The following is a 22,249-nucleotide window of genomic DNA, read 5'->3' as shown; positions in this document are numbered from 1 at the left end:
TGAAGGAGGTAGGCTCCTTGATTGATGTAAATAATTTCCATTATATGAAAATAGGACTTGCTTCACCCGAAAAAATCCGTTCATGGTCTTTTGGTGAGGTTAAAAAGCCAGAAACAATTAACTATCGTACTTTAAAACCAGAAAAAGATGGTCTATTCTGTGAGAGAATATTTGGACCTTCGAAAGACTGGGAATGTAGTTGTGGTAAATACAAACGTGTACGTTATAAAGGTATGGTTTGTGACAGATGTGGAGTAGAAGTAACTAAGTCAAAAGTGCGCCGTGAAAGAATGGGCCATATTGAATTAGCTGCGCCTGTATCACACATTTGGTACTTCAAAGGTATTCCAAGTCGTATGGGTCTTTTATTAGATATGTCGCCAAGAGCGTTAGAAGAAGTTATTTACTTCGCTTCTTATGTTGTTGTTAACCCAGGTCCAACTGGTTTAGAGCAAAAGACATTATTATCTGAAGCAGAATTCAGAGAGTACTATGATAAATTCCCAGGTAAATTCAACGCCAAAATGGGTGCTGAAGGTATCAAAGAATTACTACAAGAAATCGACTTAGACGCTGAACTTAAACAACTAAGAGATGAGTTAGAATCAGCAACAGGTCAAAGACTTACACGTGCAATTAAACGTTTAGAAGTAGTTGAATCATTCAGACATTCTGGTAATAATCCAGCATGGATGGTGTTAGACGTACTTCCAATTATCCCACCAGAAATCAGACCAATGGTTCAATTAGATGGTGGACGTTTTGCTACAAGTGATCTTAATGATTTGTATCGTCGTGTTATCAACCGTAACAACCGTTTGAAACGTTTATTAGACTTAGGTGCTCCAGGCATCATCGTCCAAAACGAAAAACGTATGTTACAAGAAGCTGTTGATGCACTTATCGATAATGGTCGTCGTGGCCGTCCAGTTACTGGACCAGGTAACCGCCCATTAAAATCTCTTTCTCATATGTTAAAAGGTAAACAAGGACGTTTCCGTCAAAACTTATTAGGTAAGCGTGTTGACTATTCAGGTCGTTCAGTTATTGCAGTTGGACCTAGCTTGAAAATGTATCAATGTGGACTACCTAAAGAGATGGCATTAGAATTGTTCAAACCTTTCATCATGAAAGAATTAGTTCAACGTGAAATTGCTACAAACATTAAAAATGCGAAAAGTAAGATTGAACGCATGGATGATGAAGTTTGGGACGTATTGGAAGATGTTATCAAAGAACACCCAGTACTTTTAAACCGTGCACCAACACTTCACAGATTAGGTATTCAAGCATTTGAACCTACATTAGTTGAAGGCCGTGCAATTCGTCTGCATCCACTTGCTACAACAGCTTACAACGCTGACTTTGATGGTGACCAAATGGCAGTTCACGTACCATTATCTAAAGAAGCTCAAGCAGAAGCACGTATGTTAATGCTTGCAGCACAAAATATCTTAAACCCTAAAGATGGTAAACCAGTTGTAACACCTTCACAAGATATGGTGCTAGGTAACTATTACTTAACTTTAGAGCGTAAAGAATCAGTGAATACTGGTGCGATTTTCAATGATACAAATGAAGTGTTAAAAGCTTATGCGAATGGCTACGTACACTTACATTCACGTATTGGTGTACATGCTAAATCATTTAATAATCCAACATTTACTGAAGAACAAAACAAAAAAATCTTGTTAACTTCAGTTGGTAAAGTTATATTCAATGAAATCATTCCGGATTCATTTGCATATATTAACGAACCAACACAAACTAATTTAGAAAATAAAACACCAGCTAGATATTTCGTATCAGCTACTGAATTAGGAGAAGGCGGATTAAAAGAATACTTCGATAACCAAGAATTAATTGAACCTTTCAATAAGAATTTCTTAGGAAATATTATTGCAGAAGTCTTCAATCGTTTCAGCATCACAGATACTTCTATGATGTTAGACAGAATGAAAGACTTAGGATTCAAATTCTCAACTAAAGCAGGTATCACTGTTGGTGTATCTGATATCGTAGTATTACCAGATAAACAAGAAATTTTAGATGAACACGAAAAATTAGTTGAGAGAATTACGAAACAATTTAATCGTGGTTTAATCACTGAATTTGAACGTTATAACGCTGTTGTTGAAATTTGGACTGACGCTAAAGACCAAATTCAGCAAAAATTAATGGGCTCACTTGATAAAACAAACCCAATCTTTATGATGAGTGACTCTGGTGCCCGTGGTAACGCATCTAACTTTACACAGTTAGCAGGTATGCGTGGACTTATGGCTGCACCATCAGGTAAGATTATTGAATTACCAATCACTTCTTCATTCCGTGAAGGTTTAACAGTGTTAGAGTACTTTATCTCTACCCATGGTGCGCGTAAAGGTCTTGCCGATACAGCACTTAAAACAGCCGATTCAGGTTACCTTACTCGTCGTCTTGTTGACGTTGCTCAAGATGTTATTGTTCGTGATGAAGATTGTGGCACTGACCGTGGTCTACTTGTTTCTGATATCAAAGAAGGTACAGAAATGATCGAACCATTCATCGAACGTATCGAAGGACGTTATTCTAAAGAAACTGTCCGTCATCCAGAGACTGATGAAGTAATTGTAAAACCAGATCAATTAGTAACTGCAGACATTGCTAAACAAATTACAGACGCTGGTATTGAATCAATGTATATACGTTCAGCATTTACATGTAATACACGTCACGGTGTTTGTGAAAAATGTTACGGTAAAAACCTTGCTACTGGTGAAAAAGTTGAAGTTGGTGAAGCAGTTGGTACAATTGCTGCACAATCAATTGGTGAACCAGGTACACAGCTTACAATGCGTACATTCCATACAGGTGGTGTAGCAGGTAGTGATATCACGCAAGGTCTTCCACGTATTCAAGAGATCTTCGAAGCACGTAATCCTAAAGGTCAAGCCGTGATTACAGAAATCGAAGGTGTCGTTGATGACATCAAGATTGCGAAAGACCGTCAACAAGAAATCGTTATTAAAGGTGCGAACGAATCTAAATCATATTTAGCTTCAGGTACTTCAAGATTGAAAGTTGAGGTTGGTCAAAGCGTTGAACGTGGTGAAGTTCTAACTGAAGGTTCAATCGAGCCTAAGAACTATTTATCTGTATCAGGTTTAAATGCAACAGAAAGCTATCTATTAAAAGAAGTTCAAAAAGTTTACCGTATGCAAGGTGTAGAAATTGATGATAAACACGTTGAAGTTATGGTTAGACAAATGCTACGTAAAGTACGCATTATCGAAGCTGGAGATACTAAGTTACTTCCAGGTTCATTAGTAGATATTCACAGCTTTACTGATGCAAACCGTGACGCATTTAAAGAACGTAAACGTCCAGCAACAGCTAAACCAGTCTTACTAGGTATTACGAAAGCGTCTCTTGAAACAGAAAGCTTCTTATCAGCAGCTTCGTTCCAAGAAACAACACGTGTACTTACAGATGCTGCAATTAAAGGTAAACGCGATAACTTACTTGGTCTTAAAGAGAATGTTATCATCGGTAAATTAATTCCAGCTGGTACTGGTATGAGACGTTACAGAGACGTTAAATACGACACAGTTGCACCAAATGCAACAGTTTCAGAAGAATCAGAGACAACTAAGATATAATTCTTTTTACTGAATAAACAAGGTGATCGAGATATTATATTTCGATCACTTGTTTTTTATGTTTTTTGAAGAATTTATCGTATTTAAAGTTGACTCAACAGTAGCTAAGATGTTATTATTATTAAGGTTGATGCAAGCAGAACTTTGGAGGATATTTTAATGTCTAATGAAAAAGTTGCACGCTTTAACAAACAACATCATGTTATTGGGCTTAAACAAACGCTTAAGGCTTTGGATAAGAACCAAGTTACATCATTGATTATTGCTGAAGACGTTGAAGTTCATTTACTGACTCGCGTGTTAAGTCAAATCAATCATAAACAAATACCTGTTTCATTTTTCAAAAGCAAGCAAGCTTTAGGAGAATATGTAGGTATTAACGTTAATGCAACAATTGTTGCGTTATTAAAATGAGATTAGTAAGAATTATTCTTACTAAATTTTATTTGCCCTTGAAATGAACCACCTGGATGTGTGGGATTATAAATGATGAGAGGAGGAAACATTCAATGCCAACTATTAATCAATTGGTACGTAAACCTAGACAAAGCAAATCGAAAACATACGGTTCACCAGCTTTGAACAGAAACTTTAACAGCAAAAAGAAAAAATACACTAGTTTAAACTCTCCACAAAAACGTGGTGTTTGTACTCGTGTAGGTACTATGGCTCCTAAAAAACCTAACTCCGCGTTACGTAAATATGCCCGTGTACGTTTGTCAAACAGTATCGAAATTAATGCGTATATCCCTGGTATCGGACATAACTTACAAGAACACAGTGTTGTACTTGTACGTGGTGGACGTGTAAAAGATTTACCGGGTGTACGTTATCACGTTGTACGTGGTGCGCTTGATACTTCAGGCGTAGATGGACGTAGAAAGAGCCGTTCAAAATACGGAGCTAAAAAACCTAAAAAATAAGTTTAAGATTCCGTAAATTTTCGCAATAAATTTTAAAAATATACTATAATAGGAAGGGAGGATTTACATTATGCCTCGTAAAGGATCAGTACCAAAAAGAGACGTATTACCGGATCCAATCCACAACTCTAAATTAGTTACAAAATTGATCAACAAAATCATGTTAGATGGTAAACGTGGGACAGCTCAAAGAATTCTTTATTCTGCTTTCGACTTAGTTCAAGAACGTAGTGGTCGTGAAGCTGTTGAAGTATTCGATGAAGCTATCGACAATATCATGCCAGTATTAGAAGTTAAAGCTCGCCGTGTAGGTGGTTCTAACTATCAAGTACCAGTTGAAGTTCGTCCAGAACGTCGTACGACTTTAGGACTTCGTTGGTTAGTTAATTATTCGCGTCACCGTGGTGAAAAAACTATGGAAGAGCGTTTAGCTAACGAAATCTTAGATGCAGCCAACAATACAGGTGGCGCAGTTAAGAAACGTGAAGACACTCACAAAATGGCTGAAGCTAACAAAGCCTTCGCTCACTATCGTTGGTAGGATAGTAGCTTTATCCCTGAGCATGTTCCACATTGATAGTTTACTATCGAAGGCGCATGCTTAGGGCATCGCCATATTTATAGTATTTATTCGCAGTTATACTGGAAGGAGAAAAATACATGGCTAGAGATTTTAGTTTAGACAGAACTCGTAATATCGGTATCATGGCCCACATCGATGCTGGTAAAACAACTACGACAGAACGTATTCTTTACTATACTGGACGTATCCACAAAATTGGTGAAACTCATGAAGGAGCTTCACAAATGGACTGGATGGAACAGGAGCAAGATCGTGGTATCACAATCACATCTGCTGCAACAACAGCACAATGGGATGACCACCGTGTAAATATCATCGATACACCAGGACACGTAGACTTCACTGTTGAAGTTGAACGTTCTTTACGTGTGCTTGATGGCGCAGTAACAGTACTTGATGCACAATCAGGTGTTGAGCCTCAAACTGAAACAGTTTGGCGTCAAGCAACAAATTACAGTGTACCTCGTATTGTCTTCGTAAACAAAATGGACAAAATGGGCGCTAACTTTGAATATGCAGTTAGCACTATTCATGACCGTTTACAAGCTAATGCACAACCAATTCAATTACCAATTGGTGCTGAAGATCAATTTGAAGCAATCATTGACTTAGTTGAAATGAAATGTTTCAAATATAACAATAATGAAGGAACTGATATTGAAGAAATTGAAATTCCTGAGGATCATAAAGAAAGAGCTGACGAAGCTCGTTCAGCATTAATTGAAGCAGTTGCTGAAAGTAATGATGAATTAATGGAAAAATATTTAGCTGACGAAGCAATCACTGTCGCTGAATTAAAAGACGCTATCCGTCAAGCAACAAATGATATTGAATTTTATCCAGTTCTTGTTGGTACAGCGTTCAAAAACAAAGGTGTTCAGTTATTGCTTGACGCAGTAATTGATTACCTACCATCACCATTAGACGTTAAACCAATTGTTGGACATCGTGCTGATGACCCAGAAGAAGAAGTTATCGCAAAAGCTGATGACGATGCTGAGTTCGCTGCTTTAGCGTTCAAAGTAATGACTGACCCTTATGTTGGTAAGTTAACATTCTTCCGTGTTTATTCAGGAACGCTTTCATCTGGTTCATACGTTAAGAATTCTACAAAGAGCAAACGTGAACGTGTAGGTCGTTTACTACAAATGCACGCTAACTCTCGTCAAGAGCTTAACACAGTATACTCAGGAGATATCGCTGCTGCGGTAGGTCTTAAAGATACTGCTACTGGTGATACTTTATGTGGTGAGAAGAATGACATTATCTTGGAATCTATGGATTTCCCAGAACCTGTTATTCACTTATCTGTTGAACCAAAATCTAAAGCTGACCAAGACAAGATGACTACAGCTTTAGTTAAGTTACAAGAAGAAGATCCAACATTCCATGCACACACAGACGATGAAACTGGACAAGTTATCATTGGTGGTATGGGTGAACTTCACTTAGATATCTTAGTAGACCGTATGAAGAAAGAATTTAACGTTGAATGTAACGTTGGTGCTCCAATGGTTTCATACCGTGAAACATTTAAGCAATCAGCTCAAGTTCAAGGTAAATTCGCTCGTCAATCTGGTGGTCGTGGTCAATATGGTGACGTTAAGATTGAATTCGCGCCTAACGAAACTGGTGGCGGTTTTGAATTCGAAAACGCTATCGTTGGTGGTGTAGTTCCTCGTGAATACATTCCATCAGTTGAAGCAGGACTTAAAGATTCAATGGAAAACGGTGTATTAGCTGGTTATCCTTTAATTGATGTTAAAGCTAAATTATATGACGGTTCATACCATGATGTCGATTCATCAGAAATGGCCTTCAAAATTGCTGCATCATTAGCGCTTAAAGAAGCTGCTAAAAAATGTGATCCAGTTATCTTAGAACCAATGATGAAAGTAACAATCGAAATGCCTGAAGAGTACATGGGTGACATCATGGGTGACGTAACATCTCGTCGTGGACGTGTTGATGGTATGGAACCTCGTGGTAATGCACAAGTTGTTAACGCTTTTGTACCACTTTCAGAAATGTTCGGTTATGCAACATCATTACGTTCTAACACTCAAGGTCGCGGTACGTATACTATGTACTTTGACCACTATGCAGAAGTTCCAAAATCAGTTGCTGAAGCAATTATCAAGAAAAACAGTGGTAATTCAGCTGAGTAATTAAATTTATTTTGTAAGATAACAGTCTATCTGTTAATTACATGTAATGCTTAATTATGTAGCTTACAGTTTTATCAATTGATTTTTTAGCTGAAATGCATTATAAAGGTACTATATAGTCCTTTATTACAAGTAACAAATATTCTTCTCGTGACAGTGAGTAACTGTCATGAGAGATAAATTTTAAAAATTAATTTTCTAACGAATAGGAGAGATTTTATAATGGCTAAAGAAAAATTTGACCGCTCAAAAACCCATGCCAATATTGGTACTATCGGACACGTTGACCATGGTAAAACTACTTTAACAGCTGCAATTGCAACTGTAATGGCAAAAAATGGTGACACTGTAGCTCAATCATATGACATGATTGATAACGCTCCAGAAGAAAAAGAACGTGGTATTACAATTAATACTTCTCATATCGAGTACCAAACTAATTCTCGTCACTATGCTCACGTTGACTGCCCAGGTCACGCTGACTATGTGAAAAACATGATCACTGGTGCTGCTCAAATGGACGGCGGTATCTTAGTAGTATCTGCTGCTGATGGTCCAATGCCTCAAACTCGTGAACATATCTTGTTATCACGTAACGTTGGTGTTCCAGCATTAGTTGTATTCTTAAACAAAGTTGACATGGTTGACGATGAAGAATTATTAGAATTAGTTGAAATGGAAGTTCGTGACTTATTAAGCGAATATGACTTCCCTGGCGACGACGTTCCTGTAATCGCTGGTTCAGCATTAAAAGCGCTTGAAGGCGTTGAAGAATATGAAAACAAAATCTTAGAATTAATGGACGCTGTTGATGAATTTATCCCAACACCAGAACGTGATTCTGACAAACCATTCATGATGCCAGTTGAGGACGTATTCTCAATCACTGGTCGTGGTACTGTTGCTACAGGCCGTGTTGAACGTGGTCAAATCAAAGTCGGTGCTGAAATTGAAATCATCGGTATGCAAGAGGAATCAACTAAGACAACTGTTACAGGTGTTGAAATGTTCCGTAAATTACTAGACTACGCTGAAGCTGGCGACAACATTGGTGCTTTATTACGTGGTGTATCACGTGATGACATTTCTCGTGGACAAGTTTTAGCTGCGCCTGGTACTATTACACCGCATACTAACTTCAAAGCAGACGTTTATGTTTTATCAAAAGAAGAAGGTGGACGTCATACTCCATTCTTCACTAACTACCGTCCGCAATTCTATTTCCGTACTACTGACGTAACAGGCGTTGTTACTTTACCAGAAGGTACTGAAATGGTTATGCCTGGCGATAACGTTGAAATGCAAGTTGAATTGATTTCACCAATCGCTATCGAAGATGGTACTCGTTTCTCTATCCGTGAAGGTGGACGTACTGTTGGATCAGGCGTTGTAACTTCAATTATTAAATAATAAATAATTTCTATCTTTGATAGATATTTTAGGAGTCTCCTTTATGGAGGCTCTTTTTTTATATAGAAGCCCTTATCACAACAAGTGATTAGGGCTTCTTAATGCAATAGCAAAGCTATTGTAAACTACAGAAACCTGAAATGGATTAGGGCTTCTTAATATAATTGTCTTTAGCACTTTTTATCATTATATACGCGGACATCGCTCTAGCTTGTAGTCTTCATCTTGTAGTCTTCCCGCAGGTGTGGGAGCAAATAACTGCAGTTTTAAGCAAATAGTATAATTGAATTAATGAAAATAAAAATAATAATGAAAACAAACAAGCACAATGCCAAAATGACATTGTGCTTGTTTATATAGGTAGATAGAAAAGTTATTACATAGTCAATATTTCATATAAGTAATAATAGGACGTCTGAGCTGTTGTAGTAGATCACATATGCTGAAGCATATGCGTAAGACTTACTAATCCAAATGAATTGGAAAGTAAGTCTTTATGCATAAAAACCACTAACGTAATAAAATTACGAAGTGGAAGAGGAACGCCTGCGTTGACACGCATGCATAAGCGCCACTAAAGTAACAGAGTTACTAGTCTAGGGTTCGCCTGAGCTAAAGCTCATGCATAAGCGCCACTAACTCATTTCATTCCTAAGTGGTAAAGGATTACCTGAGCTAAAGCTCATGCATAAAAACCACTAACGTAATAAAATTACGAAGTGGGAGAGGAACGCCTGCGTTGACACGCATGCATAAGCGCCACTAACTCATTTCATCCCTAAGTGGCGCTAACAATCACATTTTCGAGTTCTAGAATTTTGAGGAATTGGCTAACGGTGTATTTCATTGCTTTTTCATCAATATTGAAGTTTGGACTGTGATGTGGGTGTGTTGTATCTTTTTCTGGATTACCGCATCCTGTTAGGAATAAAGCACCTGGACGGACTTTTAAGTAATGAGAGAAGTCTTCACCAATCATCATTAATTCTGACTCGTTGAATCTTAAGTTAATATCGTTTGCTGCTTTTTTAACAACTTCATAGCTATTTGGATTGTTGTGGACAGGTAGATAGCCCTTAATGTAATCCATTGTATATGTGATGTCGTTTGCCACAGCAAGACCTTGTAAGAGTTTATCCATTTTAGTCATAACATGAGTTTGAACTTCTGTATCGAATGTACGTACAGTGCCTTTACAAAATGCAGTGTCAGGGATGATATTATCTGCAGATCCTGCTTGGACCATACCAAAACTTATCACTGCCTGTTTGACAGGATCAATCGTTCTTGAAACGATTTTTTGTGCACTCATAATAAATTCAGCCATGATTACTACGGGATCAATGGTTTCGTGTGGTTTGGCACCATGTCCGCCTTTACCTTGAATTGTAATGTTGAATTCATCCGGTGAAGCCATCATTGCACCAGCACGGGAATAAATCGTACCTGTAGGATAACCGCTCCATAAATGGTTAGCGTATATTTTGTCTACGTCTTGTAAACAACCATCGTCTATCATTTCTTGAGAGCCACCTGGCATTACTTCTTCGCCATATTGGAAGATGAGCACCACGTTACCATTTAAAAATTGTAGATGATGCTCTATAATTTCCGCCACGCCTAATAAAGTTGCGGTGTGACCATCATGACCACATGCGTGCATGGCACCAGGATTTTTAGATTTGTAATCGACTTCTGTAAGTTCATCTATAGGTAGTGCATCGAAGTCTGCACGTAATGCTACAGTGGGTCCGTCGCCACGACCTTTAAAAGTCGCCACGATACCATTGCGACCTACGGGTGTACGTATTTCACATGACAATTGACTCAATTGATTTTGGATATAATCATGAGTATGATACTCTTCGAACGATAATTCAGGATATTGATGTAAGTAACGACGTACTTGTATCATTTTACTTTCTTTTTCTTGCGCTAGTTGAAACCAATCAAACAACTTCAACCCTTCTTCCTTAGTCATTTTTATCCAGTATACCATTTAAAATAACTTAACTGTACCACCAATTATTAACGGACAAATTCAATTGTAGAAAACGCTTTCTTTTTAATTATTATTCTACTTCCATGTATTTTAAAAATAGGTTATGATTAACTTAAACACAAAGACAATCCAAAGGGGGACTTGCAGTGGTACAATCACTACATGGCTTTTTAGATGAAAATATTCAGTATTTAAAGGATAACGGTTTATACAATGAAATCGATACAATTGAAGGTGCGAATGGGCCTGAAATTAATATCAAGGGAAAGAATTACGTTAACTTATCTTCGAACAATTATTTAGGACTAGCAACAGATGAAGATTTAAAGCAAGCTGCGAAAGATGCAATTGACACACATGGTGTTGGTGCGGGTGCAGTACGTTCGATTAATGGGACATTAGATTTACATGATGAATTAGAAGCAAAATTAGCTGAATTTAAAGGGACAGAAGCAGCAGTAGCGTATCAATCAGGTTTCAACTGTAATATGGCAGCAATTTCTGCTGTTATGAATAAACATGATGCGATACTTTCAGATGAATTAAATCACGCATCTATTATAGATGGCTGTCGTTTATCTAAAGCGAAAATTATTCGTGTAAACCACTCAGATATGGAAGACTTACGCGCAAAAGCAAAAGAAGCAGTGGAGTCAGGTCAATATAATAAAGTTATGTACATTACTGATGGTGTATTCAGTATGGACGGTGATGTTGCAAAACTGCCAGAAATCGTTGAAATCGCTGAAGAATTTGGCTTAATTACTTATGTTGATGACGCACATGGTTCAGGCGTTATGGGTAAAGGTGCAGGCACAGTAAAACATTTTGGCTTACAAGACAAGATTGATTTCCAAATGGGTACGTTATCAAAAGCGATAGGTGTTGTAGGTGGTTATGTAGCTGGTACACAATCATTAATTGATTGGTTAAAAGTACAATCAAGACCATTCTTATTCTCAACATCACTAGCGCCTGGAGATACGAAAGCAATCACTGAATCAGTGAAAAAATTAATGGCATCTACAGAGTTACACGATAAACTTTGGGATAATGGTAATTATTTAAAAGCTGGATTGAAAGAACTAGGATTTAATATTGGTAACTCAGCAACACCAATCACGCCTGTTATTATTGGCGATGAGAAGGAAACACAAGCGTTCAGTAGCCGTTTGAAAGATGAAGGCATCTATGTGAAGTCAATTGTCTTCCCAACAGTTCCTAAAGGCACAGGACGTGTGCGTAACATGCCAACAGCTGCGCATACGAAAGAAATGTTAGACCAAGCACTAGCTGCTTATGAAAAAGTAGGCAAAGAACTAGGAACAATTAAATAGTAAGGATTTAAACTTGAGTCTGACGCATCAATACTTGTCTCAGACTCAATCATTATGGGAGTTGGAAGATGAAATCAAAATTTGATTTCTTTTCCACTCCTATTTTTTATGACCAGAAAGGGAAGAAATAGAAAATAATTAAAATAGCCATGCTACTTTTTAGTAACATGGCTATTAAACATAATTATGTTAAAATGAGCAGGGTTTTCACTGTTGTTTAAAGTCCTGCTTTAGACTTTAAACGTTTACGTGTTTGTTTATTTTGGATAAATGGAATTGTGAACCATAAGATATGAAGCATACTTGCTAATATAACAAGTACAATTGGAATAAATATTTCAACTATACTAATATCTATAACGAATGATGCCAAGATAAACGCAGTGATAGACGGTACTGCACAAATAATCACTACAGTTAACAGTACAAATTGTAATACTTGTGTTGCGATAGGGCTATATATATCTAGTATGACAATAGCCACATAAAATAGAGTGATAAAGGCAAGTAGTACAATAATCCAACCGAGCGCCAAACCAGTATCAGATTCAATAAAATTTTGATAGGGCGCTAAGATTGGCAGAATGAATAAAATCATTACTGATAACCATGACAGTACACCAAACAACAGAAATAATTTTTTAGATCTATTATGAGTCATAGTAACAACCTCCTTAAGATACCAAACCCATGTCATCTTATAGTTAAGAGATGTGTTTTTTACTAGAGGTAATTCTAAATGGCTAAGCACAATATAATTCATCCAATGCTTTCACTTACTCATATACCCATAAAATAGTATTTTTACACCATAGATTAATGGTCTTTCTAATAACAGAAAAGTACTTTTTAAATATTAATTTTTAAGAATCACTCTCAATATAATTAATAAAACTATACTTTTAGCATTAATGAGTCGATTTTTAGACAAAAATATTAATGAATTTATATTTACCTCCACACATATTTTTCTTAATATAATTGTAATATATTGTATTAGACTGCGCTCTACTTAATGATGATTTGTTAAAGTGCTATTATCAAATATTGGAGCAATTGTCGAATTTTCAGGAGCGGCTAAAATATGAAGAAATTAGTGGTTTATGGCAGTTTTTCATCAATGAATGAAGTTGATGAAATCGTAACACATTGTAGAGATGAATATAAAAAAATTATTATAGCTTATCATATAAAATCTATGATACAAGCTGATATTGAAAACAGTCATGGTATTGACCTCGTACTAAAATATAAAAATTTAAGTGACTTGGCTATATTTGAAACTGAAGATTTTCAAATTATAAGCTTAAATGAACTTTTATATGAAAGATATGATTTTAAAATGAGTATTGTAATACCTGTATATAATACAGAGCAATACATTGAAGAAACATTAGAAAGTATTATTAAACAAAATATGAATTTAGAGGATATACAGATTATTCTTGTAAATGATGGATCGACAGATAATTCAGAGGCTATATTAACCAAATATAGAAATAGGTATCCTAATAATATTTATTATATAAATAAACAAAATGAAGGGGTTTCTATCGCTAGAAATACAGGTTTAAAGTTTGTAAGAGGTAAATATGTAAACTTTCTTGATTCGGATGACAAATGGGGACTTACAACTTTAAAGCATGTATATAATTATTTTGAGATGAATCCTACGCTTAACGTTATTTCTACAAGGTTAAGGTTTTTTGACAATATTGTTGGAGAACATCCCTTAAATTTCAAATATGAAAATAAAGTAAATAAAGTCGTAGATTTAAAACAAGATTATGATCATATTCAAATGAATGTTGCTTCTGTATTTTTTAGAACGTCAGCTATTAAAGGTGTAACTTTTGATACTTCATTAAAATATGGTGAAGATGCTAAATTTGTTTACAATGTCATCAAACAAACTTTTAAAATTGGTTTAATGAGTTACACGCAAGGTTGTTATTGGTATAGGAAAAGAAGAGACGAATCATCAGCTATAGATAAAGCATTATCTAACCCAACGTTTTATAGTCCAACCATCGAAAAATTTCATAATTACTTAATCAATGACAACCGTGACAATAATATTCCTAGGTACGTACAAATGATGATTTTATATGATTTACAATATAGATTAAGTTATCAAAATATTACGCTTTCAACCCTGAACAGTAAACAACTAGAAAAATATACAAACCAAATCATTCAGTTACTTAAACGAATGGATGATGACGTAATCTCTAATGCGCATCTAAAACAAATTAATGCTGTGTATCAAATCGCTATTTTATCAGTGAAATATGAAGGGACAAATTTAAACATAAAGCATGAAAACGGAGAATATAAAATATATTCAAACCAGATTTTCATTAAAAATGTGAGTGATATGTATTTAAAGACAGAATATCTTTATGAAAAAAATAAACTATTAAAGTGCGGATATAGCCTACCAAATATTAATATGAATATTGATGTTATACCAGTAGCAATAATTAATAAAGAAGAAATTGTTCGACCTGTTCAAGAATCGATAATAACATCACAAAAATTTTTGAATAAAAACATCAGTTATAATAAATTTTACAGATTTGATATAAGTTTAAATGACGATATTAAGCAGATAGAATTGAAATATCTTGTGAATCATAGCAGCTTAGAAAAGATTAACCAAGTCAGTAAAACAAGGCATACGAATTTTAGTAATACGAGGATTCCATTTAAACAATATGCTAATAGAACGTTAAGAATTGAAGATAATAAGAAGATTCTCAATATCAAAAAGAAGCGGTTTATTATATGGAAAAATATACTTGGATTACTTAAAAATAAAAAAACGAGAAAGTCAGCTATATATAAAATTATAGGCATTATTAATAAAAAAAGAAGCAATGACAAAGTATGGTTATTCGTTGATAGATTAGATAAGGCAGGCGATAACGCAGAAGCATTATTTGATTTTGTGGTAAAAAACAAACCTGACGTTAAAGCATATTTTCTTATTTATCCTTCTAGCCCAGACTTTGTAAAGTTACGTGAAAAATATGGAGATAAGATTGTTGCATTTAATAGTAAAAGACAGCATATACTCATGTTTAAAACAAATAAACTTTTTACATCACACTCAGAAGCATATCTGTTTAATCCGTTTGGTGGCATCAATGGGAAATTTATCAGAGAGCTTTTAGACTTTGAATTCATATTTTTACAACATGGTGTCATTCAAAATGACTTATCTACGTTATTACATAAACGGAACAAACCAATAGATTATTTTATTACAAGTGCTGAAGCAGAGAAAAGAGAAATTATAGAAAAATACGGTTTTAGCGAGCAAGAAGTGATACTTTCAGGATTATCTAGGTTCGATTTATTAAGTCACAATAATAAAAGTACTGAGCAAGTGATCACCGTCATGTCTACTTGGAGACCTCATCTACTTGAAGTAAGTGATAAACAATTCGTAGCAAGTCATTTTTATAAATCCATTTATGCATTTTTAACTCATCCTAAGATTCAACAAATAGCCAAACATAAAAACAATAAAATTAATTTATGCTTACATCCGAGAATGCAAGACCGATTTTCGAAATTTTTTAAGCATATTACATATATCAACATCCCTAATCACTTTAGTTATAAAGATATCATTAGCAATACTAACTTATTAATAACAGATGTATCGTCTATCGCATTTGATATTGCTTATTTAAGAAAACCAATCATTTATTATCAATTTGATATTGATGAAATTTATACATATTCAGTGTATACTCCAGGCTATTTCAACTATGTACAAAATGGGTTTGGTCCTGTAACTTATGATGTAACTTCATTAGTAAAAGAAGTTGTTAAAGTTAGAAAAAATAACTTCAAAATGAGCAAGTTTTACTTAAGAAGAAGTGCGATGTTTTTCAAATATCATGATCAAAATAATAGACAACGAACTATAAAGCTAATATCAGAACAATCACTAAGGTATAAAGCGTAGTGAAAGATACGCTTTCATGGTGAAAAATGTTATAGTTTAGATAACAGATGGCGGTATGAAGGGGATTTTAGATGACGAAAAATTTAGGGTTGCATTTTACTACACAACGCCTTATCATTAGACCGTTGGAAGAAAATGATTACGAAACATGGTTGCGTGGTTTTGTAAACCGCAAGCCGTCTCAATTTAAATATGATAAAGGTCAAGTAGACATGTCAGAATCGACTGAACCGTGGTTTGCAGCGCTTATAGTAAGGCAACAACAAGCTATTGAAGCAGATGATTTATATATCTTTGGGATTTTTGATAAAGAGATGAATCATTTAGGCATGCTTGATATTAAGAACTTGAGCCGCGACAATTTTCAGTGGGCTGAAATTGGTTATTTTATTCACAATCAGTATTGGAATCAAGGCTTTGCTTATGAAGCAGTGACAGAATTAGTTAAGCAAGCACGAGATACACTGCATTTTCACAGACTTGAAGCACATATCAATATAGATAATGTGCCCTCAATTGGTTTGATTGAAAAAGTGGGCTTTCAATTTGAATGTGTGCGCAAAGGTTTCATATTTGAGAATGGCGAATGGACAGATCATTATGTGTACTATTTAAATACACACAACGAAATCATAGATGAGTAATAACTTAAAAGGAAGGAGTGTCAACATGGTTGAATTTAGAGAATTAACAATGGGTGACGAAGCATTATATTGTGATTATATGAGAGAATGGATTGATCATGATGAAAAGGTAGTACCCGAGATTACAAATATTACAAAATATAGTAATTTTGAAGAAATAGTTCACGAATTAGCAGATAACAAATCACACGATCAAACTGTAGATAATACGACATTGTTTTTAATAGATGATGATGAAATCATCGGTGCTGCCAATATTCGTCATAACTTAAACGATAGACTGAAAAAAGTCGGTGGCCATGTTGGCTACGGCATTCGCAAAAAATACCGTGGCAAAGGTTTTGGCAACAAGTTGTTGAAGAAATCTTTAGACTACTTATCAAGAATTGGTGTTCAAGAAGCTTTAATTACTTGTGATCAAGATAATGAAGTTTCCGTAGCAGTAATTAAGCACAACGGTGGCGAAGAAATCGAACCATCCACGTTAGATGATGGTACAGTAATACGCCGTTTCCAAATTGAGATAGCATAATAATAAAAATGTGGGATTTAAAGTTGTCAGCCGACGTGCTGACAACTTTTTTTGATTTATAATACTATAAGCTTTAAATTAACAATTAATGTAACCGCAAACATAAATAAAAGACTTCACTAGCAGTTTCAAGTATAATCGTTTTTAGTACTAGGTATTAAAACAATAGATAGAAATGAGGTTTATTTATGTCGAAAGTAATTAATGATATACATACAGCATTCGATGGATTAGAGGATGGCATGACTGTACTTGCTGGTGGCTTTGGGTTATGTGGCATACCAGAACATGCTATCGAAGCAATCCGTACGAAGGGTACGAAAGCTTTAACAGTAGTAAGTAATAACTGTGGTGTAGATGATTTTGGTTTAGGCCGTTTATTAGAGAAAAAACAAATTGATAAAATGATTAGTTCCTACGTGGGTGAAAATAAAATATTTGAACAACAATTAATTAATGGTGAATTAGATGTAGAATTAACACCACAGGGTACATTAGCTGAGAAATTACGTTCAGGTGGCGCAGGTATACCTGCTTTTTATACGAAAACAGGTGTCGGTACGTTAATCGCTGAAGGTAAAGAAACGCGTGAATTTGATGGTGAAACGTATGTCATGGAACGTGCGATTAAGGGTGATTTAGGTATTGTAAAAGCACAGAAAGCAGATACCTTTGGTAACTTAGTTTTTGAAAAAACTGCGCGTAATTTCAATCCATTATGTGCAATGGCTGCCACAACGACTGTCGTTGAAGTTGAAGAATTAGTTGAAGTTGGCGAAATTGATCCGGATGAAGTACATATGTCAGGCGTTTACATCGACTATATTTATTTAGGAAAGCATTTTGAAAAACGCATTGAGAAACGCACTGTAAAGGAGGCTAATCATGGATAAACAATTACAACGTAAGAAGATTATTCAACGTGCCGCACAAGAAATTAAAAGCGATATGGTAATTAATTTAGGTATCGGTATGCCTACGCTTGTGGCGAATGAAATCAATGACCATGTAGAGAATGTCTTTTTCCAATCTGAAAATGGATTGCTAGGTATCGGACCTTATCCAACAGACGCCGAAGTGGATCCTGATTTAATCAATGCAGGTAAAGAAACAGTAACTGCTGCGAAAGGTGCGTCGTATTTTGATAATGCGGAATCCTTCGCTATGATTCGTGGTGGACATATCGACTTAGCAATCCTTGGTGGCATGGAAGTCTCACAAACAGGAGATTTAGCCAATTACATGATTCCAGGTAAATTAGTCAAAGGTATGGGTGGCGCGATGGATTTAGTCGTCGGCGCACAAAAGGTCGTCGTAATTATGGATCACATGAATAAACATGGTGAATCTAAGATTAAAGCACAATGTGAATTACCACTCACTGGTGCTGGCGTCGTCAATACATTAATTACAGATTTAGCAGTATTTCAATTTGAAAACGGAGTGATGAAGCTTGTTGAATTACAAGATGATGTTACTTTGGAAGAAGTTGAAGCCAATACAGAAGCACAATTTGAAAATAATTTGAAGTAGGTGTGTAGAATGGTCAAAGATAAAGTAGTCATTATTACAGGTGCAGCAAGTGGCATCGGTTTAGGGATTGCGAGAGTATTTTTAGAAAATGGAGCTAAAGTCGTGTTAGCTGATTTAAACAATGAAAAATTAGCTCAGGAAACACATGATTTGAAAGACCAAGGTTACGATTGCATGCCAGTTCAAGTAGATGTCACTGACGAAGCAGCAGTTAAGAATATGATAGATGTAACGGTAGCAAAGTATGGTCGTTTAGACATTTTATTTAATAACGCAGGCTTACAACATGTTGAAAGTATCGAATCATTCCCAACTGACAAGTTCAGACAAATGATTGATATCATGCTAACTGGCAGTTTTATTGGTACAAAATATGCATTGCCGATTATGAAAGAACAACAATTTGGTCGTATTTTAAATATGGCTTCAATTAATGGCGTGATTGGTTTTGCTGGAAAAGCAGCGTATAACAGCGCTAAACATGGCATTATCGGTTTAACAAAAGTCTCAGCTTTGGAAACGGCGTCGGAAGGCATTACAGTCAATGCGATTTGTCCTGGTTACATAGATACGCCACTCGTACGTAATCAAATGGTAGATTTAGCTAAAGATAGAGGCGTCGAGGTAGAGCAAGTGTTAGAAGATGTATTATATCCGTTGATTCCACAAAAACGTTTATTAGATATTAAAGATATCGCAGATTATGCATTATTCTTGTGTAGCGACAGCGCTAAAAGTGTCACCGGACAAGCGATTTTAATAGATGGTGGTTATACTGTTCAATAATTAAAAAAATATAAATAATATTTAATCTTAATTCAGTGATAATTTTCAATAAAAATATGTTACGTTATAGATAACTTAATATATTGATGACTTGAGGGTGAATTACTGATGAAAGGTCCAGACGCAAATGATACAAGTTGGGTATCTATTATTTTTACCATTGCTTGTCTTGCAATGTCAGAAATACTAGAAAATAGTTTGTATAATAAAATGCTTACTGCAGTTATGATTTTAATATTGATTTTTATTGTAATTCGTAGATTGAAAGTGACTTTATATGATATACAAACACAAGATGACAATATAAACACATTTATTAGTGTGAAAGCTGACTATTGGATTTTATACGTTAAAGATATGATTGGTTATGTACTGATGGCAGCAATCTTTTTTGACTTTTTATTTATAAAAAATAGTTTGGCGTGGCTTATATTATTGATAATCGTTATTTTATTTGGACTCTTAATACTATTTGAGAATAAATTTGAAAAGAAAACCGACATTCTTGAAACAAATGATATGAAATAGAGGTGTTTTATGCTTTTTATAAGCGCAGAAGAACAAGCACAATTATTAGATATGTCAGAAATTGTTGAAGCAGTAGCGGAATCTTTACGTGCATATTCAGAGGGCAAGACTGATACACCTTTGCGCTATTCGTTACCTTTTAACGAGGATAACCGTTATCTCGTGATGCCGGCATTGTCAGATGAATTGAAGATTGTCGGACTGAAGACAGTGACCGTGGCACCAAATAATACTAAAGTCGGTAAGAAAACCATCGTGGGATCTGTTATTTTATCTGATTATGAAACGGGTGAAACACTAGCAGTACTCGAAGGCTCTTATTTAACGAAGATACGTACAGGTGCGATATCAGGTGTTGCTACGAAATACCTTGCACGTGAAGACGCTAAAACATTATGTGTCATAGGCACAGGAGATCAAGCGGAAGGTCTTATTAAAGCAGTCCTTGCTGTAAGGCAAATTGATCGTATACAGTTTTACAATCGCAAGTATGAAAAAGCTGTGACCTTTGCTGAAGAAGTAGAAAGTGAATATCCAAATCTAGATTTAGCAGTGTTTGATAATGTCGACGAAGCCTTAGAAGACGCGGATGTCATCGTAACTGCTACCAATGCATCAGAACCAGTATTTCATAAGCGTTTAGCGCCAGGCGTTCACTTAAATGCTGTCGGTTCCTTTAAACCAGATATGCAAGAATTACCATCTCAAACCATTGCAGATGCAGACAAGGTTGTTGTAGAAGCCGTAGAAGCGGCCATGGAAGAAACAGGAGACTTAATCAACCCGGTAGCAGAAGGTGTATTTAAAGCAGATGGTTTATACGGAGAACTCGGGAACATTGTTTCTGCAAAATTAGAAGGCAGACTATCAGAAGATGAAATTACAATTTTCAAATCCGTAGGCGTAGCCATCGTTGATATCGTAGTAGCCAATTACTTTTATCAAAAACTATTGAAACAACAAAACGAATAAATGAAATAGTCGATAAAAATTAAATTAATTAGATTCATTTTAAAAATTAAGTATAACAGTATTGAAAATATGATATTCTTATATGGAAAATAAAAATATTTTATTATTGGGGACGAAGTTAATTATGATTTATGGGCTATATGATGATATAAAATTTGAGTGTCAGGTAAAGATTTGGATAAATACCGGCAGTAGTGAGAATTTGATAAAAAAAGCTAGAAAAGAAAGAACTGCTTATCTAAAATATAAAGAATTATTATCAAATGATTATATACTTTATCAACATAAAGATAATATTTCTAAATTTTATAAAAGAGAAAGTTTCAAAGATATATTTTTGAGGAAAGATTTATATAGAAAAAATGGTGTTTTTTATACTCTGGAAAAACCAGAAGGACGCAAAGTAAATCCTAAAACGTCCAAAAAATTAATTGTTATTTTTACTAGTATGCCAGATAAGGAACATTATGATAGTTCTTTAGTCCAGCATAGAATGTTCCCCAAATTTTTTGATGGTATACAAAGAAATTTGCTGAAAAATGTATATATAATGAGAATCATGGACTTAAACGTTTCTCATGGATCTCATTATATTAAAACTATTAATTATCCTAATTATGAAATAGATATTAGAGATGCTATAATTGAATTAAGTCAACAATTAAATATAAAAAAAGATAATATTGTTTTTTATGGAGTTTCAAAAGGAGGAGCTGGTTCGATTTATCACGGCAGTGCTTTAGACTTTAAAACTCTGGCAGTGGATCCAATTGTAAACATAGGTGGGGATTTGGAAAATAACGATAGGCGCTTTCTTAAAAACCTTCGAAAAGATGATTTAGTTCCTTGTATTAATGAGAACTTAGAAAATAGTTCTAAGCGCAAAAAAGTGATAATTTGTAGTGAGAATGTGCCACTATATTTTGCTCAAACTAATAGGATTACAGGTGAAAATATTAGTATTATAAATTTAAAAGATGATAATATTAAAATTCATCCAGATGTTTCAAGAAATAGTGTGCCTGAGCAATTAATGATTTTAAATATGTTATTAGACCAATTTGATAAAAATATTTTTGGAATATAATGATTATATTTTAGGTTATGAAAAATAAAAAGATGACTCTCTTTAACTATGAGAGTCATCTTTTTATATTCTTTGTAATAAACTTGATAATAAGGCAAATTTAAAAATATTTACGTTTAATCAA

General features: G+C 34.9%; 18 protein-coding genes. 16 read left to right on the top strand and 2 right to left on the bottom strand.

Annotated elements, in window-relative coordinates:
• The first annotated feature begins 44 nt into the window (after nucleotides 1-44).
• The 6 genes from rpoC (at nucleotide 45) to tuf (ending at nucleotide 8,725) form a co-directional block, all read left to right on the top strand.
• Entirely contained in the window at nucleotides 45-3,641 is a 3,597-nt protein-coding gene (gene rpoC, locus NSR03_RS10655; RefSeq protein WP_162129936.1) for a DNA-directed RNA polymerase subunit beta', read from the top strand.
• 159 nt (nucleotides 3,642-3,800) lie between these two features.
• The gene (locus tag NSR03_RS10650) at nucleotides 3,801-4,055 is read left to right on the top strand and encodes a ribosomal L7Ae/L30e/S12e/Gadd45 family protein (RefSeq protein ID WP_002508567.1); all 255 of its coding nucleotides are present in this window, start codon (nucleotides 3,801-3,803) and stop codon (nucleotides 4,053-4,055) included.
• A gap of 95 nt (nucleotides 4,056-4,150) precedes the next feature.
• The gene (gene rpsL, locus NSR03_RS10645) at nucleotides 4,151-4,564 is read left to right on the top strand and encodes a 30S ribosomal protein S12 (protein WP_002508566.1); all 414 of its coding nucleotides are present in this window, start codon (nucleotides 4,151-4,153) and stop codon (nucleotides 4,562-4,564) included.
• Nucleotides 4,565-4,634: 70 nt separating this feature from the next.
• Complete coding sequence (gene rpsG / locus NSR03_RS10640) at nucleotides 4,635-5,105, top strand: 30S ribosomal protein S7 (RefSeq protein ID WP_002508565.1); 471 nt, start codon at nucleotides 4,635-4,637, stop codon at nucleotides 5,103-5,105.
• 119 nt (nucleotides 5,106-5,224) lie between these two features.
• Entirely contained in the window at nucleotides 5,225-7,315 is a 2,091-nt protein-coding gene (fusA, locus tag NSR03_RS10635) for an elongation factor G (RefSeq protein WP_002511359.1), read from the top strand.
• 222 nt (nucleotides 7,316-7,537) lie between these two features.
• Nucleotides 7,538-8,725 carry an elongation factor Tu gene (gene tuf, locus NSR03_RS10630; protein WP_002508563.1) on the top strand — a complete coding sequence of 396 codons (1,188 nt, stop codon included), beginning with the start codon at nucleotides 7,538-7,540 and terminating at the stop codon, nucleotides 8,723-8,725.
• Nucleotides 8,726-9,503: 778 nt separating this feature from the next.
• Here tuf and NSR03_RS10625 read toward each other — a convergent pair.
• Nucleotides 9,504-10,682, bottom strand: coding sequence for a M20 family metallopeptidase (locus NSR03_RS10625; RefSeq protein WP_002511360.1), 1,179 nt, complete (start codon nucleotides 10,680-10,682; stop codon nucleotides 9,504-9,506).
• 191 nt (nucleotides 10,683-10,873) lie between these two features.
• Here NSR03_RS10625 and NSR03_RS10620 point away from each other — a divergent pair, with 191 nt between their 5' ends.
• A complete protein-coding gene (locus NSR03_RS10620) occupies nucleotides 10,874-12,064 on the top strand; it encodes a glycine C-acetyltransferase (protein ID WP_069821073.1) in 1,191 nt (396 codons plus the stop codon).
• Nucleotides 12,065-12,281: 217 nt separating this feature from the next.
• Here NSR03_RS10620 and NSR03_RS10615 read toward each other — a convergent pair whose 3' ends face one another.
• Nucleotides 12,282-12,725: a hypothetical protein gene (locus tag NSR03_RS10615; protein WP_069821072.1), complete on the bottom strand. Its 444-nt coding sequence runs from the start codon at nucleotides 12,723-12,725 to the stop codon at nucleotides 12,282-12,284.
• Nucleotides 12,726-13,148: 423 nt separating this feature from the next.
• On the opposite strand from NSR03_RS10615, the gene NSR03_RS10610 reads away from it, so the two are divergent.
• From NSR03_RS10610 to NSR03_RS10570, 9 genes are all read left to right on the top strand, one after another.
• On the top strand, nucleotides 13,149-16,043 hold the full coding sequence (locus NSR03_RS10610) for a CDP-glycerol:glycerophosphate glycerophosphotransferase (protein WP_069821071.1): 2,895 nt from the start codon (nucleotides 13,149-13,151) through the stop codon (nucleotides 16,041-16,043).
• A gap of 71 nt (nucleotides 16,044-16,114) precedes the next feature.
• On the top strand, nucleotides 16,115-16,687 hold the full coding sequence (locus NSR03_RS10605) for a GNAT family N-acetyltransferase (protein ID WP_064783197.1): 573 nt from the start codon (nucleotides 16,115-16,117) through the stop codon (nucleotides 16,685-16,687).
• Nucleotides 16,688-16,712: 25 nt separating this feature from the next.
• The gene (locus NSR03_RS10600) at nucleotides 16,713-17,219 is read left to right on the top strand and encodes a GNAT family N-acetyltransferase (RefSeq protein ID WP_056935259.1); all 507 of its coding nucleotides are present in this window, start codon (nucleotides 16,713-16,715) and stop codon (nucleotides 17,217-17,219) included.
• Between the two features lie 188 nt (nucleotides 17,220-17,407).
• Nucleotides 17,408-18,112, top strand: a complete 705-nt coding sequence (locus NSR03_RS10595) for a CoA transferase subunit A (protein ID WP_069821070.1) — start codon at nucleotides 17,408-17,410, stop codon at nucleotides 18,110-18,112.
• A complete protein-coding gene (locus NSR03_RS10590) occupies nucleotides 18,105-18,752 on the top strand; it encodes a 3-oxoacid CoA-transferase subunit B (protein WP_069821069.1) in 648 nt (215 codons plus the stop codon). The genes NSR03_RS10595 and NSR03_RS10590 overlap by 8 nt, the downstream gene beginning before the upstream one ends.
• 9 nt (nucleotides 18,753-18,761) lie before the next feature.
• Nucleotides 18,762-19,538 carry a 3-hydroxybutyrate dehydrogenase gene (locus NSR03_RS10585; protein WP_069821068.1) on the top strand — a complete coding sequence of 259 codons (777 nt, stop codon included), beginning with the start codon at nucleotides 18,762-18,764 and terminating at the stop codon, nucleotides 19,536-19,538.
• A 108-nt stretch (nucleotides 19,539-19,646) separates the two neighbouring features.
• Nucleotides 19,647-20,066 (top strand): hypothetical protein, encoded by a 420-nt coding sequence (locus NSR03_RS10580; protein WP_069821067.1) that lies wholly within the window; start codon nucleotides 19,647-19,649, stop codon nucleotides 20,064-20,066.
• A gap of 9 nt (nucleotides 20,067-20,075) precedes the next feature.
• Nucleotides 20,076-21,038 carry an ornithine cyclodeaminase family protein gene (locus tag NSR03_RS10575; protein ID WP_069821066.1) on the top strand — a complete coding sequence of 321 codons (963 nt, stop codon included), beginning with the start codon at nucleotides 20,076-20,078 and terminating at the stop codon, nucleotides 21,036-21,038.
• A gap of 82 nt (nucleotides 21,039-21,120) precedes the next feature.
• A complete protein-coding gene (locus NSR03_RS10570; protein WP_081333678.1) occupies nucleotides 21,121-22,125 on the top strand; it encodes an accessory Sec system protein Asp2 in 1,005 nt (334 codons plus the stop codon).
• Nucleotides 22,126-22,249 lie beyond the last annotated feature (124 nt).

The organism is Staphylococcus sp. FSL W8-1207 (assembly GCF_038003745.1).
Classification (GTDB): domain Bacteria; phylum Bacillota; class Bacilli; order Staphylococcales; family Staphylococcaceae; genus Staphylococcus; species Staphylococcus equorum.
The sequence above is the reverse complement of the archived record's forward strand: the minus strand, read 5'-3'. Positions and strand labels throughout refer to the sequence as shown.

Excerpts from the sequence above, each read along its gene's own strand:
- rpsL (WP_002508566.1), top strand. The coding sequence starts at position 4,151 with ATGCCAACTATTAATCAATTGGTACGTAAACCTAGACAAAGCAAATCG.
- NSR03_RS10600 (WP_056935259.1), top strand. The coding sequence starts at position 16,713 with ATGGTTGAATTTAGAGAATTAACAATGGGTGACGAAGCATTATATTGT.
- rpoC (WP_162129936.1), top strand. The coding sequence starts at position 45 with ATGAAAATAGGACTTGCTTCACCCGAAAAAATCCGTTCATGGTCTTTT.
- NSR03_RS10610 (WP_069821071.1), top strand. The coding sequence starts at position 13,149 with ATGAAGAAATTAGTGGTTTATGGCAGTTTTTCATCAATGAATGAAGTT.
- NSR03_RS10580 (WP_069821067.1), top strand. The coding sequence starts at position 19,647 with ATGAAAGGTCCAGACGCAAATGATACAAGTTGGGTATCTATTATTTTT.
- NSR03_RS10570 (WP_081333678.1), top strand. The coding sequence starts at position 21,121 with ATGGAAAATAAAAATATTTTATTATTGGGGACGAAGTTAATTATGATT.
- NSR03_RS10615 (WP_069821072.1), bottom strand. The coding sequence starts at position 12,725 with ATGACTCATAATAGATCTAAAAAATTATTTCTGTTGTTTGGTGTACTG.
- rpsG (WP_002508565.1), top strand. The coding sequence starts at position 4,635 with ATGCCTCGTAAAGGATCAGTACCAAAAAGAGACGTATTACCGGATCCA.
- NSR03_RS10585 (WP_069821068.1), top strand. The coding sequence starts at position 18,762 with ATGGTCAAAGATAAAGTAGTCATTATTACAGGTGCAGCAAGTGGCATC.
- tuf (WP_002508563.1), top strand. The coding sequence starts at position 7,538 with ATGGCTAAAGAAAAATTTGACCGCTCAAAAACCCATGCCAATATTGGT.
- NSR03_RS10575 (WP_069821066.1), top strand. The coding sequence starts at position 20,076 with ATGCTTTTTATAAGCGCAGAAGAACAAGCACAATTATTAGATATGTCA.
- NSR03_RS10650 (WP_002508567.1), top strand. The coding sequence starts at position 3,801 with ATGTCTAATGAAAAAGTTGCACGCTTTAACAAACAACATCATGTTATT.
- NSR03_RS10605 (WP_064783197.1), top strand. The coding sequence starts at position 16,115 with ATGACGAAAAATTTAGGGTTGCATTTTACTACACAACGCCTTATCATT.
- NSR03_RS10595 (WP_069821070.1), top strand. The coding sequence starts at position 17,408 with ATGTCGAAAGTAATTAATGATATACATACAGCATTCGATGGATTAGAG.
- NSR03_RS10590 (WP_069821069.1), top strand. The coding sequence starts at position 18,105 with ATGGATAAACAATTACAACGTAAGAAGATTATTCAACGTGCCGCACAA.
- fusA (WP_002511359.1), top strand. The coding sequence starts at position 5,225 with ATGGCTAGAGATTTTAGTTTAGACAGAACTCGTAATATCGGTATCATG.